Origin of the sequence: Alcaligenes sp. EGD-AK7 (assembly GCF_000465875.3) — a bacterium.
GTDB lineage: Bacteria > Pseudomonadota > Gammaproteobacteria > Burkholderiales > Burkholderiaceae_B > Alcaligenes > Alcaligenes phenolicus.
Window position 1 is genome coordinate 963,317 of the sequence record NZ_AVOG02000001.1, and the last position, 14,888, is coordinate 978,204.

Annotated in this window: 10 protein-coding genes; all 10 read right to left on the reverse strand. The window is 57.5% G+C overall.

The genetic code is table 11. The features are described from left to right. Positions 1-85 precede the first annotated feature (85 nt). On the reverse strand, positions 86-823 hold the full coding sequence (locus N879_RS04530; RefSeq protein ID WP_021446747.1) for an ABC transporter ATP-binding protein: 738 nt from the start codon (positions 821-823) through the stop codon (positions 86-88). Continuing rightward, positions 820-1,656: an ABC transporter ATP-binding protein gene (locus tag N879_RS04535; protein WP_009455710.1), complete on the reverse strand. Its 837-nt coding sequence runs from the start codon at positions 1,654-1,656 to the stop codon at positions 820-822. The genes N879_RS04530 and N879_RS04535 overlap by 4 nt, the downstream gene beginning before the upstream one ends. Continuing rightward, positions 1,653-2,759 carry an ABC transporter permease subunit gene (locus tag N879_RS04540; protein ID WP_021446748.1) on the reverse strand — a complete coding sequence of 369 codons (1,107 nt, stop codon included), beginning with the start codon at positions 2,757-2,759 and terminating at the stop codon, positions 1,653-1,655. Before N879_RS04540 ends, N879_RS04535 begins: the two co-directional genes overlap by 4 nt. Further along, the gene (locus tag N879_RS04545; RefSeq protein ID WP_021446749.1) at positions 2,756-3,688 is read right to left on the reverse strand and encodes a branched-chain amino acid ABC transporter permease; all 933 of its coding nucleotides are present in this window, start codon (positions 3,686-3,688) and stop codon (positions 2,756-2,758) included. Before N879_RS04545 ends, N879_RS04540 begins: the two co-directional genes overlap by 4 nt. 128 nt (positions 3,689-3,816) lie before the next feature. Continuing rightward, positions 3,817-4,974, reverse strand: a complete 1,158-nt coding sequence (locus N879_RS04550) for a branched-chain amino acid ABC transporter substrate-binding protein (RefSeq protein WP_009455707.1) — start codon at positions 4,972-4,974, stop codon at positions 3,817-3,819. Between the two features lie 129 nt (positions 4,975-5,103). Further along, positions 5,104-8,877 (reverse strand): trifunctional transcriptional regulator/proline dehydrogenase/L-glutamate gamma-semialdehyde dehydrogenase, encoded by a 3,774-nt coding sequence (gene putA / locus N879_RS04555; protein WP_021446750.1) that lies wholly within the window; start codon positions 8,875-8,877, stop codon positions 5,104-5,106. A gap of 111 nt (positions 8,878-8,988) precedes the next feature. Further along, positions 8,989-9,603 (reverse strand): PqiC family protein, encoded by a 615-nt coding sequence (locus N879_RS04560; RefSeq protein WP_009455706.1) that lies wholly within the window; start codon positions 9,601-9,603, stop codon positions 8,989-8,991. Next, a complete protein-coding gene (locus N879_RS04565; protein WP_009455704.1) occupies positions 9,600-11,252 on the reverse strand; it encodes a PqiB family protein in 1,653 nt (550 codons plus the stop codon). The genes N879_RS04560 and N879_RS04565 overlap by 4 nt, the downstream gene beginning before the upstream one ends. Before the next feature lie 10 nt (positions 11,253-11,262). Further along, complete coding sequence (locus N879_RS04570) at positions 11,263-12,462, reverse strand: paraquat-inducible protein A (protein ID WP_009455702.1); 1,200 nt, start codon at positions 12,460-12,462, stop codon at positions 11,263-11,265. 93 nt (positions 12,463-12,555) lie between these two features. Next, positions 12,556-14,877, reverse strand: coding sequence for an ATP-dependent Clp protease ATP-binding subunit ClpA (gene clpA / locus N879_RS04575; RefSeq protein ID WP_009455701.1), 2,322 nt, complete (start codon positions 14,875-14,877; stop codon positions 12,556-12,558). Between the last annotated feature and the right edge of the window lie 11 nt (positions 14,878-14,888).

Below are 14,888 nucleotides of genomic sequence, written 5' to 3' on the forward strand. Positions count from 1 at the left end.
CTGCGCTACTTATAAGATTTAACACAAAAAATAAAAAGCCAATCAGCCCCAAGCTGATTGGCTTTCCACTTAACCTGAATCTTACCTACGCCGCAAAATCCTCTTCCCCCAAATACGCTGCCCTCACCTTCGGATCATGCAGCAACTGCGCAGCCGGGCCTTCCAGGATAATCCGCCCTGACTCCATCACATATCCCCGATCTCCCAGCTCTAAAGCCAAACGCGCATTCTGCTCAATCAACAAAATCGTCACGCCTTCCTTAGCAATCGTCTGGATCAATTCAAAAATTCGTTCAACCATGATCGGCGCCAGACCCATTGAAGGCTCATCCAGCAGCAGCAATGAAGGCCGGGAAATCATCGCCCGTCCCATTGCCACCATCTGCTGCTCCCCGCCCGACAAAGTCCCTGCCGATTGTTTCTTACGCTCAGCCAGACGCGGGAACAAAGTATAAATACGCTCGATATCCTGGCGCACTTCGTGGTGGTCCTTGCGGGTATACGCCCCCATGGCCAGGTTTTCTTCAATCGTCAGTTGCGGAAAAATCCCCCGCCCTTCCGGCACCATGACCACACCACGACGTACCAGTTGGTGCGATGGCAGGCCGACGATGCTTTCGCCCTGATGTTCAATCTGCCCCGCAGCCGCAGGCACTAGGCCTGTGATTGCCCTCAGCGTCGTGCTTTTACCGGCGCCGTTCGCACCGATCAGACAAACCAGTTCGCCCTTGCCCACTCGCAGATCCAGGCCGCGTACCGCCCGGATGCCGCCATAAGCTACATCCAGACCCCGAATATCCAGCATCAACGGTTCTGTGCTCATGCCTTTTCCTCTTCAACGGTAATGCCCAGCTCTTTGGCTGCACCTGCGCCCAGATAGGCTTCGATCACGCGTGGGTTATGTTGGACTTCGGCTGGCTTGCCTTCGGCCAGTACCTTGCCGTACTCCAGCACCAGAACTCGGTCGCACAGACCCATGACCAGCTTCATATCGTGTTCGATCAGCAGGACGGTAATGCCGTCGCCACGGATTTTTTCTATCAGCTGGCGCAGGACTACGGTCTCGGACGGGTTCATACCGGCAGCTGGTTCATCCAGTGCCAGCAGCATAGGATCGGTTGCCAGTGCGCGGGCGATTTCCAGGCGGCGTTGGTCGCCGTAGGACAAGGACCGAGCAATCTCGTTAGCGTGCTGGGCAATGCCTACGTAATCCAGCAGCTCGTAGGCACGGGCCTCGATCTGCTCTTCTTCCTGACGAGTAGCGCGGTTGCGCAGCACCGCCCCCAACACGCCTGCACGGGTGCGGACGTGGCGGCCGATCATGACGTTTTCCAGGGCAGAAAGGCTGCCGAACAAGCGGATGTTCTGGAAGGTACGCGCAAAGCCGGATTCAGCAATTTGATGGGGTTTGCAATCGGTCAGGTTGCGGCCTGCAAAGGTGCAGCGGCCCGACTCGGGGATGTACAAGCCTGTCATCACGTTGAACAGCGTGGTCTTACCTGCGCCATTCGGGCCAATCAGACCGTAGATATCGCCTTTACGGATGCTGAAGCTGACTTCAGACAAGGCCTGCAAACCGCCGAAGCGCTTGGACAAGCCTTCTGCCTGCAACAGCACCTCGCCGTCTTTTACTTGTTGGTTCATGCTCAGACTCATGCTTGCACCTGCTTCATTTTGCGTTCACGACGGCGCACTGCAGAGGGCCACAGGCCTTCGGGGCGGTAGATCATGACCAGGACCAAGGCAAAGCCGAACAACAGCATACGAATGCCGTCCGGGTCCAAAATCACGTCGCCAAACACGCTTTGCTGTAGGGGTACGACGACTGAGCGCAGCAACTCGGGGAATACAGAGAGCAGCAAGGCACCCACGATCACGCCAGGGATATGCCCCATGCCACCCAGTACCACCATGCACAGCACAGAGATGGATTCGGTCAGGCTGAAACTCTCCGGGCTAACGAAGCCTTGCATGGAGGCAAACAAGCCACCGGCCACGCCACCAAACGTTGCACCCATGGCAAAGGCCAGCAGTTTGACATTACGGGTATTGATGCCCATGGCCTTGGCGGCGATTTCATCTTCGCGAATGGCTTCCCAGGCACGGCCAATGCGGGAGTGCTGCAAGCGCACGCAGATGAACACAATCAGCAGCGTGATCAGCAGGAGAAGGTAATAGTATTTTTCTGGCCCGGTTATCCGTATGCCAAAGAGGGTTTCCGCCTTGCCAAAGATGAAGTCGCCAATCTTGAAGGTGTCGACCCGGTTGATCCCTTGTGGACCGTTGGTGATGTTGACCGGCGCATCCAGGTTGTTCATGAAGATGCGGATAATTTCACCGAAACCCAGGGTCACAATGGCCAGATAGTCGCCCCGCAAGCGCAGAACTGGAAAGCCCAGCAGCACACCAAATACGGCGGCCAGAGCGATACCGGCTGGCAGCACCATCCAGAACGGTAGGTGCAGACCAAAATGCGGCGATGCCAGCATGGCCCAGACGTACGCCCCTACGGCATAGAAAGCGATGTAGCCCAAGTCCAGCAGACCGGCAAAACCTACCACGATGTTCAGGCCCAGGGCCAGCATCACGTACAGCAAGGCAAAGTTCAGGGTGCGGATCCAGCTTTGTCCCGCCATGCCCAGCACGAAGGGCAGAATAGCCAGCACCACACCAATCAGCAGCGCACCGACCCAGACTTTAGCGGGCGTTGCGGGGCGCTGTTTAGAGCCAGCGCCACTTAATGTTTGATTCAGACTCATGCGCGATCTCCCACACGTTCACCCAACAGGCCCGAGGGACGGAAAATCAGCACCAAGATCAGCACGATAAAAGAGAACACATCCTGATAGTTACTTCCAAAGACCCCATTGGTCAGGTCGCCGATGTAGCCTGCGCCCAGAGCTTCGATCAAGCCCAGCAACAAGCCACCCAGCATGGCGCCACCCAAATTACCAATGCCACCCAGAACGGCGGCGGTAAATGCTTTGAGACCCAGCATGAAGCCCATCGTGTATTGGGCGACGCCGTAGTAAGTCACGATCATCACGCCTGCGACGGCAGCCAGGGCCGAGCCAATCACAAAGGCAGCGGAGATCACGGTATTGATGTTCACCCCCATCAAGCCAGCTACTTCGCGGTTCTGGGCGGTTGCACGCATGGCGGTGCCCAGACGGGTGCGGTGCACCAGCACCATCAGGCCGGACATGATCGCAGCGGCACCACCGATAATCAGAATTTGCAGCAAGCTGATGCGCGCGTCGCCCAGCTGGAACACCATGGGTTCAATAATGTGCGGGAAGCTCAGGTAATTGCGCCCCCAGATCATCATGGCTAGGTTCTGCACAATAAAGGACACACCGATAGCGGTGATCAGTGCGGCCAGACGGGGCGCACGACGCAAGGGACGATACGCATAACGCTCGGCAGTCCAGCCTATGCCCATGCAGACGGGGATAGCGGCCAAAAGGGCCAGCCCCACCATCAACCAGGCGGACAGGCCTGCCGGGTCCGCGCCGACCAGCGATAACACCACTGTCGTGGCCAGCATCGCCCCAACCATGACTACATCACCATGCGCAAAATTAATCAGGCCAATAATTCCATACACCATGGTGTAGCCCAGCGCCACCAAGGCGTAGACACTGCCCACGGTCAGGCCATTTATTAGTTGTTGTATCAGGATTTCCATAGATTGGGACTCGTGGTCATTGCTCCCTGCCCCGGCGCACGGCGATAGAACAGGGAGCGTGGGCCTGCCAAACACAGGCCACGGTAAAGATGAGCCCCGAAGGGCTCAAACTGCAGGATCAAGCGTGCTTAGTTAGCCTGACTGACCATGGTTTTCACCATCGTCCACTTGCCATCCTTAACTTCGTAGATGGTGACGGCGATTTCTTTCAGGTCGCCGTTCTGGTCGTAGGCAATGTTGCTGCTGGTTGCGCCGTTGCGTTTCAATGCGGCCAGTTTGGGCAGGTAGTCTTCTGCCTTGGAAGAACCGGCTTCCTTCATGGCGGTGATCATGTTCCAGGCGCCGTCATAGGCGTATGGAGCGTAAACACCGGGCTCTGCCTTGAAGCGGGCCTGGTAGTCTTTGGCAAACTTCTCGCCAGCCGCCATGGTGGACAGAGGCACACCTGCCAAGGAGGCGTAGGTGCCGTCAGCGGCTGCACCGGCCAGACGCAGGAAGGTGTCGCTGCGTGTCATTTCACCCGAAACCAGCGGTGCCTTGATGTCCAGCGTCTGCATCTGACGCTTCATGGGGCCGGACTGCGCATCGAGACCACCAAAGAAGATGGCATCGGGTGCCTTGGACTTGATATTGGTCAGAATGGAGGTGAAGTCATTGGCTTTGTCCGTGGTGTATTCACGGGCCACGATCTGGCCACCGGCTTTTTCTACCGCACGGGCAACCTGGTCAGTCAGACCCTGGCCGTAAGCGGTACGGTCGTCGATCAGTGCCACTTTCTTGGCTGCCAGATCCTTGACGATGAACTGACCCACAGCGGCACCTTGCTGGGTGTCGCTGGTCATCATGCGGAAGGTGTTGTCGTAACCTTGCTGGGTGTACTCAGGCGAGGTTGCCATGGCGATCTGGGGGATGCCCGCGTCGTTGTAGACACGCGAAGCAGGAATCGTGGTGCCCGAGTTGAAGTGGCCCAATACGCCATCCACACCGTCGTCCACAATTTGCTGGGCAACCTGGACCGCTGTACGCGGGTCAGCCTGGTCATCCTTGGCCACCAGTTCAAAACGGGCGGTTGCGCCATCAATTTCAATTTTCTGGGCGTTGGCCTCTTCCAGCGCCAGCACCAGGCCATTGCGCATGTCTTCACCGTAGTGAGCCTGCGGGCCGGTCAAGGGGGCGGAAAAGCCCAGCTTGATTACCTTGTCAGCGGCAAAAGCAGGACTCGCTGCCAATGCACCAAAAACCGCGGTCGAAACCAAGGCCAATTTAAAGCTCGTGATGGACTGCATATTGTTCTCCTTCGTTTTTTAATATAGCCGCGCTACATGCCGGCCCGTGCCGTGAGAATGAACGCAGGGCCGCCGCTCCAGGTGAAATGTGCGACCAAACGTGTGCATAGAAATGGGTGCCATCTGATGTCAACCGACCATCATCAAACTGGCATTGCCCCCAGCTGCCGCTGTATTGGTACTGACCGAGACTTCGCGCAACAAACGCTCGACGAGGTAAGTCGCGCCCCCCTCCAATTCCTGCGTCAACAGCCCTTGAACCCCAACAATGGGGCCACGGCGTTCAGCCACTTGTCCCAATACTTGCCGGAGTTCGTCGCTGTCGCCTTCAAACAAAACAGCATCATAATCTGCCTCACCCAAATCGGACATGGCAATTTGCTCGGCAGGCGCGTCCTGCCAGCCCCCCAGACCCAAACGGTCCAGCAAGATGGCCTGATTGCCGCTGCGTGCGCAGGCCTCGCGCTGAGCTTGCCAGCCGTGCACGCTGACAGGCATGCACAGAACGCGACCTCGTGGGTGCAACTGATAAATATTGGACTCGCCCGTCGGACCAGGCAAGACAGCGCCCTGCTCCTGCCAAGCTTGCAAAGGCAGGTTCTGCGGGCAACGGCTAAGCAGTCGGCGCAGGTACAAGGGGCCGCCAGCTTTGGGGCCGGTACCCGACAAGCCTTCACCACCGAAAGGCTGTACACCCACCACCGCACCCACCATATTGCGGTTCACATAGACGTTACCAGCGTGAATGCGCGAAACGACACGCTCCACGGTTTCATCCAGACGGGTGTGAACGCCAAAGGTCAGTCCGTAACCACGTTCGTTGATCTGATTGATCAGGCTGTCCAGCTCGCTACGCTTGAAACGCATAACGTGCAGAACGGGACCGAAAATTTCGCGTTCCAGATCCTTGACCTGCTCGATCTCGATAATGGTCGGCAAGACAAAGGTACCTGTCAGGCTGCGGCTTTGTTCACTTTGCGTGATACGGAAACCAGCCTCGCGCATGGCGCTGATGTGCTCTTCGATACCGGAGCGGGCTTCTTCATCAATCACCGGACCTACATCCGTGCTGAGCAGGTCGGGATTGCCCACGCTCAGCTCCTGCATGGCACCGTTGAGCATGTTCAGCACACGCTCGGCCACATCTTCCTGGATGCACAGCAGCCGCAAGGCGGAACAACGCTGGCCTGCCGAGTCGAAAGCAGAATTCAGCACATCAAACACCACCTGCTCAGGCAAGGCCGAGCTGTCGACCACCATGGCATTCAAGCCACCAGTTTCTGCAATCAGCGGGACGGCCTGACCGTCTGCCGTCAGGCGTTTAGCCAATTGACGATTCAAGCCCATGGCAACGGCGGTCGAGCCGGTAAACATCACAGCATTAACCTTCTCACTGGCCGCCAAAGGCGCGCCCACGGATGGGCCATCACCAGGCAGGAGCTGCAAGGCACCGGGAGCAATCCCTGCCTTGTGCAGCAGCTCGACAGCGGCCGCCGCAATCAGGCAGGTTTGTTCAGCAGGCTTGGCCAGGACGACGTTGCCTGCAGCCAGAGCCGCCGAGACCTGACCCAGGAAAATAGCCAAGGGGAAGTTCCAGGGGCTGATGCACAGCACCACACCGACGGGACGATATTCGTCATTATCAAAGTCGCGCAGAACCTGTCCGGCGTAGTAACGCAGGAAGTCCACGGCTTCACGCACTTCGGCAATCGCATTCGCATAGGACTTGCCAGCTTCACGCACCAGCAGGCCCATCAAGTCCTGCATATTGTCTTCCAGCAGTTGGGCGGCTTGCTGCAAGGCGGCGGCGCGTTCTTCTACCGGCGTGGCCTGCCAGATCGGTGCATAGTGGCTGGCGGCGTCCAAAGCCTGCTCCACATCCTGTGCAGTGGCAAACATGACCTGCCCCACTACGTCCTGATGATTGGCTGGATTACGCACAATCGTTGCCTTGGACTCGTCCCAGACCGGATTGCCCTGCCCCAGGATAGGCTGAGCCTGACGTGGCAAGGCAGCGGTTTGCATCAAGGTAGCGGCCAAAGAACCCAGGCGGTGCTCGTTGCTTAAATCCAGGCCAGCCGAGTTCAAGCGCTGCTCCGCCTCCCAGTACAACTGGCGCGGCAACGGAATCTTGTCATGTGGTCGACCCAAGGGTTGCAGGCTCAGGGCCTGAGCCACGGGGTCGGCAATCAGCTGCTCCATGTTCACATCGGCATCGCCAATCTGATTCACGAAAGAGGTGTTGGCACCGTTTTCCAGGAGACGACGCACCAGATACGCCAGCAAGGTTTCGTGAGAACCAACGGGTGCATAGATACGGCAAGGACGGTTCAGCTTGCCGTCCTTGATCGGGCCGACTACCTCGTCGTACAGGTCCTCGCCCATGCCGTGCAGGCACTGGAACTCATATTGACCGGTGTAGTAGTTCTGACCGGCCATCACATAAATAGCGGCCAGGGTTTGCGCATTGTGTGTCGCAAACTGCGGGTAGACGGCTTCTGGGGCCTGCAAGAGCTTGCGAGCGCAAGCCAGGTAAGACACATCCGTGTGCACCTTGCGGGTGTAGACGGGGTAGTCTTCCAGACCATCAACCTGGGCACGTTTGATTTCCGAATCCCAGTAGGCGCCTTTCACCAAGCGCAGCATCAAGCGGTGACCGCTGCGGCGGGCCAGATCAATCAAGTAATCGATGACAAAGGGTGCGCGCTTTTGATAAGCCTGCACCACAAAGCCAATGCCGTTCCAACCTGCCAAAGACGGGTCAAAACACAGCTTGTCCAGCAGATCCAGGGACACTTCCAGGCGGTCTGCTTCTTCGGCGTCAATATTCAGGCCCACATCGTAGTGATGCGCCAATTGTGCCAAGGACAACAAGCGCGGGAACAACTCCCGCATGACGCGATCGCGCTGGGAACGGCTGTAACGTGGGTGCAGTGCGGACAGCTTGATGGAAATGCCGGGGCCTTCGTAAATCCCACGACCCTGGCTGGCACGACCAATCGCGTGGATGGCCTGCTCGTAAGCCTGGTAGTAACGTTGCGCGTCTTCCGCTGTCGTCGCGGCCTCACCCAACATGTCGTAGGAATAACGGAAGCCCTGCTCTTCAAACTTGCGGCTATTGGCCAGTGCCGAGGCAATGGTTTGGCCAGTCACAAACTGTTCGCCCATCATGCGCATGGCAACGTCCACGCCTTTACGGATCAGGGGCTCGCCACCCTTGCCGATCATGCGGGTCAAGGCGGAGGACAAATTCTTTTCACTATTTACACTGACCAAGCGCCCCGTCAGCATCAGGCCCCAGGTGGCGGCATTCACAAACAACGAGGGGGACTCGCCCATGTGTGCACGCCAATCGCCGTGGCTGATTTTGTCGCGAATCAAGGCATCGCGTGTCGCGCGGTCAGGGATACGCAGCAAGGCCTCTGCCAGACACATCAGGGCAACGCCTTCCTGGCTGGACAAGGAGAATTCCTGGATCAGACCTTCTACGCCGCCGCCACGGCGCTTGGCGCGCAAGGCTTTAACCAGACGAGCGGCCAACTCCTGGGCACGCGCACTTTGAGAAGAACGCGCTGCACTCAGGAGCAAAGGCAAACAGTCGGTTTCTGGGCGGCGGTAGGCGGCGGTAATGGCTGCGCGCAACACACTTTGCGGTTGCACATCCTGTGCAAAGCCGTAAAACGGGATGGAAGGCATGAGTACACCTTCTTCGGCGGCTTCGGAGTCCCCCCCGCTTAGCAGCGCCAATTCGCTGGGCAGCACACCGCGCTCGATTCCTTCGATATAAGACAGCAAGGCCTGCTTATGCAGCCAATGAGGGGTGCACTGCAACTGATCCGCCGCACGCCGCAGGCGCTCGCGCAGTTCTATATCGACTTTAATCCCTAAGGTTGTGCTCGCCATGCTTCTTATCCCGGTTACGCTTTGTTGACTGCGATAAGCCGAAATAATACTGACGGTTAACCCAAATTCGTATTCAGGTTAACCCGTACAGGAAAAAGTTAACCCAAGTGGTTAACTGACGCAGAGCATGGCTTTGCTCAGGTTAACCGGGACAGGTTTACCTTGCATTTGTGCGGCCAGTGCATCCGCCCAGCGCTGCTGCAATTGGCGATGCGCCTGCACCAGTTCTGGCACAGAGGACGCAGGCTCGGAGTCCAGCCAGCGGCATTGCTGGACCTTCCCCTCAAAGCCAACTGGCGTCAGTGTCCAGCTCAACTCCAAGGTAGCGCGTTCGCCATAGACAGATTCGAAGCGCTGTACCAGCACATCGATCTGCCACAGCGGTGTTTTCGGAGCAGCGCTGGCCAACTGGGGAACGCCCAGGCGATCCTGCAAACCAGACGCCAAAGCCAGGGACATTTCATCAGGTAAAGGTGAGGCCCACTGGCTATCGTTGAGCAGGTTGACCTGCCCGCCCGCGGTCTGCGTCAGCACAAAGGATCGACGATCCAATTGAGCAGGCACATCCATGCGTCGCAACTGAAAGCCCTTCCACACTTGCGTGGAAGGAGCCGCAGCCGCCGGAGCGGCATTGGACGCTTGCAAGGTGTAGTAAGTAGGCGTGGTCGAAGCGCAAGCCGTCAGCAAACCGGCGAACGCCACGGGAATCAGAAAACGAGACATCATGGCGCAGGCTCCGGCAGCACGTCAGGGGAACGACCTCGCAGGACCGCCGAGGGCTGGCTTTGCAAGGTATCGCTTAAATCACGCAGGGATCGCAAGGAGCGCTTCAGCTCGCTCAAGGTTTGATCCACAGAAGTATTGAAGGAAGAATCCGAATCCAGCATGGCACCCAGTTTCTGAACAGCAGCATCCATGGACTTGAGCGCACCATTCAGTTGAGGCACCGTCGTCTTGTCCAATTGCTTGAGCACCTGACCCAGCTCCGTCAGCCCGCTTTGCAGATTCTTGCCGATCTGATCGAACGGGATAGCAGCAATCTTGGTAACGATATCGCTGACCTGCTCCTGCAAACGGTCGAAGTCGCCCGCAATGACGGGCACCACCAATGGCTTGGCGTTTTCATCAAAGTCCGCTTCAGGCGCTTTGTCGAAGAACTCCAGGGCAATGTACTGCTGGCCCGTAATCAGGCTGGCAGGACGCAATTGACCACGCAGACCACGCTCAACCATCGGTTTGAACAAGGCGCTCATTGGATCTTTCTCGTCCGGTCTAGCCTCCACCACCCGCTCGTACAGGCGGCCAAAACGCTGCGGATAGATACGTGCCTTCACCAGGGCAAAGAAGCGCTTACGCTCAAAATCGAACTCCAGATCCACATCGTAGACCTGCCCCAACTCCAGGCCCCGGAACTCCACCTTGGAGCCCGGCACCAGGCCACGCACGGACTGATGGAAATGGAAGCGCAATTCAACCGCGGGACCATCCGGCTCTGCCATCGCGCGCTCTTGTGTGGGGAACAGTTCGTATTGCGAATCAGCCTGAGCAATATCCGTAGGCTCGCCTTCCATCTGATCAAAGGCCAGACCTCCTGCCAAGGCAGAGACCAAAGAATGCGTACGCACATTAAAGCCAGTGGAATCCAGCGACATATTGACGCCACTGACGTTCCAGAAGCGCGAGCCCTGCGTCACGAATTTGTCGTTAGGAGCATCGACAAACACCTGCACACGCACGCCATTGCCTTCTTCATTCAGCTCATAACTGCTGACTTGCCCAACCTGTATGCCCTTGTAATACAAGGGCGAACCCAGATCCAGCGAGCCCAATTCGGGCGCAGTCAACACGTAACGCTTACCAGCACGGCCACTGGTTACTTCCGGCGGACTTTCCAGGCCCACAAAGTCCAGTTGCTCGCCTTTTTTATTCACTTCAAAAGGCGCGTCCACACCGATATAAACACCCGACAACAAGGTGCCCAGACCGGAGACCCCACTTAAGCCCAAACGCGGGCGCACCACCCAGAACCGCGTGTCTTTTTGGGTAATGAACTCGGAGCCATCACGCTCGAGCTGCGCCGTGACCAAAACCCCTTTTCGATCCGGAGACACCTGAATGTCCGAAATCGTACCCACATCCACTTCGCGATAACGTAGCTTGGTTTGATCCACGGCCAAGCCCTCGGCTGAATCAAAGCTGATCGTGATACGCGGTCCGGTCAACATCCAGTTTCGCAGCACCAAAGACGCCCCCACCAAGGCGGCAGCTATGGGCAAAATCCAGATCCAGGAGAATCGGGATCGCTTGGCAGGAATCAGTCTAGGCTGTGCGGGCTCGGTCTGACCGTCAGGCTGATTAGTTGTAGGATCGTGCACCTTGTTTCCTTCAGGAAGTCGCCTGTGAGGCAGGCGGAGACGGCGTAGTTTGCGGTTCTATTATTGGTTCTTCGTGGGTATCCTGGTCCCAGCCTTGGCGAGGGTCGTAGCTAAGCGCGGCCAGCATGGTCAAAACCACCACCATGCCAAAGCTCAAGGCCCCCGCCCCAGGAATAATCTGCGACAAGCCGGGGAAGTTGGCCAGTGCTGCCATCAGGACCACCACGAATACGTCCAGCATGGACCATTGCCCAATCAGCTCGACCATGTCGTAAATGCGATTGCGTTGACGCTGTACAGCATTGCCATGCCAACGACGCCCCAACAAAAGAATCATCAAAGCCAGCAGTTTGGTGATGGGGACCACAATACTGGCGATGAACACGATCAATGCCAAGTCCCAGGAGCCCAGTTGCCAGAGTTCAATGACCCCACCCAGAATCGTATGCGCGCTACTGCCTAAAATGCTGCGCAGCTCCATGACAGGCAGGACATTGGCGGGAATATAGAACACGCAGGCCGTCAACACCAGAGCGGCCACCCGTGTGCGGCTATTGGGCTTGCGTTTATGCACAGTTGCACCACAACGGTCACAGTCCGGTTTCTGACTGGACTGCACGAAGCCACAGTGGGTACAGGCACTCCAGGTTGGATGCTCTTTCAAGACCTGCCGGGTCGAAACCGGCACCAGATCACGATCCTCTGCCCAGCGCCACAAGCGCCCCGCCGTAATACGGCTCAAGCCGGTCAGCAGGAAGGTCAGAGCAAAAAAGGCGTACAGACCTGGCGCAATCGTCAAATGCCCGATCCCGGCAAATTTCACCATGGCCACAATCAAGCCCAGGAACAGCACAGCCGTCATGGACCAATGCTCCAGATGGCTCAAGGCCCGCAGCCCAATACCGAAATCGCCCGGCAAGGGTTTCTCTCGGGCAATCAGGCCCAAGGCCCAGAACTGGAAAATCAGTTGAAACAACGGCAGCCAGAATCCCACCAACCCCGCCATGACGGACAAGCCCCAATACCCCTGCTGCCAGATCAGCAACAGGGCTTTGGGAAACGTGGGCGACACTGTTTTACCCGCCATGCTCAGATAGACAACGGGAAACAGATTGGCAATCAGAAAAAGAATAAAAACCGCCAAGACCAGCGCTTGCCATTCACGTGGTGAAAAGCGGCTGTGGCGGTAAAGTTCAGTATCGCAACGCACACAACGAGCGAGCCCCGCTCCTTGAACGGGGACTCGCTCGTGTACGGTGTCACAGTGCGTACAGACGATTAAGGGGCGCGATGCCCTCACGGCTTAGTCGACTAATTCCGGCTCGGGACGCGAAGAGGCCTTGCTACCGGGCTCATCAGGTCCTGAAGAAGGATATTCCAGTACCACCTCGCCGTTCTCGTCCAGATCCACCTCGACCTGACCACCATCGACCAGGCGACCAAACAGCAGCTCGTCGGCCAGGGCACGGCGAATAGTGTCCTGAATAAGCCTGTGCATGGGGCGGGCACCCATGGCTGGGTCGAAGCCCTTGGCAGCCAGATGTTCGCGCAAGGCGTCCGAGAAGGACACTTCGACGCGCTTCTCGTGCAGCTGGTTTTCCAGCTGCATCAGGAACTTGTCCACCACGCGCAGGATAATGTCGCGCGACAAAGGCTTGAAGCCAATGATCGCATCCAGACGGTTACGGAACTCTGGCGAGAAGTGACGCTTGATATCCTGCATTTCATCACCCGAGCGCTGGGGCTGAGTAAAGCCAATGCTGGTCTTGTTCAGCGCTTCGGCTCCGGCGTTGGTGGTCATGATCAGGATGACGTTGCGGAAATCAGCCTTGCGACCGTTGTTATCCGTCAGCGTGCCGTGATCCATCACCTGCAGCAGGATGTTGTAGACGTCCGGGTGCGCTTTCTCGATTTCGTCCAGCAGCAGCACGCAGTGCGGCTGTTTGGTAACGGCTTCGGTCAGCAAACCACCCTGATCAAAACCGACGTAACCAGGAGGAGCACCGATCAGGCGCGACACGGTGTGACGCTCCATGTATTCGGACATGTCAAAGCGCAGCAGCTCTACGCCCAGCACAAAGGCCAACTGACGCGCCACTTCGGTTTTACCCACGCCGGTCGGGCCGGAGAACAGGAAGGAACCAATAGGCTTGTCAGGCAGACCCAGGCCAGAGCGCGCCATCTTGATGGCAGCCGCCAAGGCGTCAATGGCTACATCCTGACCAAACACCACCGATTTCAGATCGCGGGCCAGGGTTGCCAGCTTGTTGCGATCATCACTGGAGACCGTCTGGGGCGGAATGCGTGCAATACGCGAAACCGTTGCCTGGATGTCGGCCTTGCCGATAACCTTTTTCTGCTTGGAACGTGGCAGCAAGCGCTGCGCTGCACCAGCCTCGTCGATCACGTCGATGGCCTTGTCCGGCAAAAAGCGGTCGTTGATATAACGGGCGGACAACTCCGCTGCCGCCGTCAGGGCCGCCGCCGAGTAACGTACACCGTGGTGCTCTTCAAAATTGGACTTCAAACCACGCAGAATCTGGATGGTCTGCTCCACTGTCGGCTCAGCCACATCAATTTTCTGAAAGCGACGCGACAAGGCGTGGTCTTTTTCGAAAATTCCGCGGTATTCCGAGTAGGTGGTCGCACCCAGACACTTGAGCTGACCGGAGGACAGCGCAGGTTTGAGCAGGTTGGACGCATCCAGCGTACCACCCGAAGCCGAGCCGGCTCCGATCAGTGTGTGGATTTCGTCGATAAACAAAATGGACTGTGCCGTTTCCTTGAGCTGCTTGAGCACCGCCTTCAGGCGTTGCTCGAAGTCGCCCCGATATTTGGTACCGGCCAGCAAGGCACCCATATCCAGCGCGTAAACACGCGCTTCGCTAAGAATATCCGGGACGTCACCACGCTGAATGCGCAGCGCCAAGCCTTCGGCAATCGCGGTTTTACCCACGCCAGCCTCCCCGACCAGCAAGGGGTTGTTCTTGCGGCGGCGGCACAGCACCTGGATGACACGCTCCACTTCCTTTTCACGGCCAATCAAGGGATCAATGCGACCCAGGCTGGCTTCGGTATTCAGGTCTATAGCGTACAGATCCAGTGGGGACTTCTGGGCGTCCGAGCGCGTGTCGGCTTCCGCAGCAGCGGCGGCCTTGGGGGGCTCGGGGGCAGCAGGTTCCGGATTGGCCTTGGTGATACCGTGCGAGAGGAAATTGACGACATCCAGGCGCGAGACACCTTGTTGCTGCAGGTAATACACCGCATGCGAGTCTTTTTCCCCGTACATCGCCACCAGCACATTGGCACCGGAAACCACATTTTTACCGGAGTTGCTGGACGATACGTGCATGATGGCACGCTGTATCACACGCTGAAAGCCCAGCGTGGGTTGGGTATCGACCTCGCCTTCACCAGGGAAAGTGGGCGTATTTTCGTTAATGAATTTACGCAGATTCTGGCGCAGTGCATCAATATCGGCAGCACATGCTTTCAACACTTCCAGCGTGGAGGCGTTATCGAGCAGGGACAACAGCAGATGCTCTACCGTGATGAATTCATGGCGCGCGGCACGAGCCTCGACAAAGGCCATGTGTAGACTGACTTCAAGTTCTTCGGAGATCATGCTTCCTCCTA

Coding starts and splice junctions, on each gene's coding strand:
- N879_RS04530 (WP_021446747.1), bottom strand. CDS start 823: ATGAGCACAGAACCGTTGATGCTGGATATTCGGGGTCTGGATGTAGCT.
- N879_RS04535 (WP_009455710.1), bottom strand. CDS start 1,656: ATGAGTCTGAGCATGAACCAACAAGTAAAAGACGGCGAGGTGCTGTTG.
- N879_RS04540 (WP_021446748.1), bottom strand. CDS start 2,759: ATGAGTCTGAATCAAACATTAAGTGGCGCTGGCTCTAAACAGCGCCCC.
- N879_RS04545 (WP_021446749.1), bottom strand. CDS start 3,688: ATGGAAATCCTGATACAACAACTAATAAATGGCCTGACCGTGGGCAGT.
- N879_RS04550 (WP_009455707.1), bottom strand. CDS start 4,974: ATGCAGTCCATCACGAGCTTTAAATTGGCCTTGGTTTCGACCGCGGTT.
- putA (WP_021446750.1), bottom strand. CDS start 8,877: ATGGCGAGCACAACCTTAGGGATTAAAGTCGATATAGAACTGCGCGAG.
- N879_RS04560 (WP_009455706.1), bottom strand. CDS start 9,603: ATGATGTCTCGTTTTCTGATTCCCGTGGCGTTCGCCGGTTTGCTGACG.
- clpA (WP_009455701.1), bottom strand. CDS start 14,877: ATGATCTCCGAAGAACTTGAAGTCAGTCTACACATGGCCTTTGTCGAG.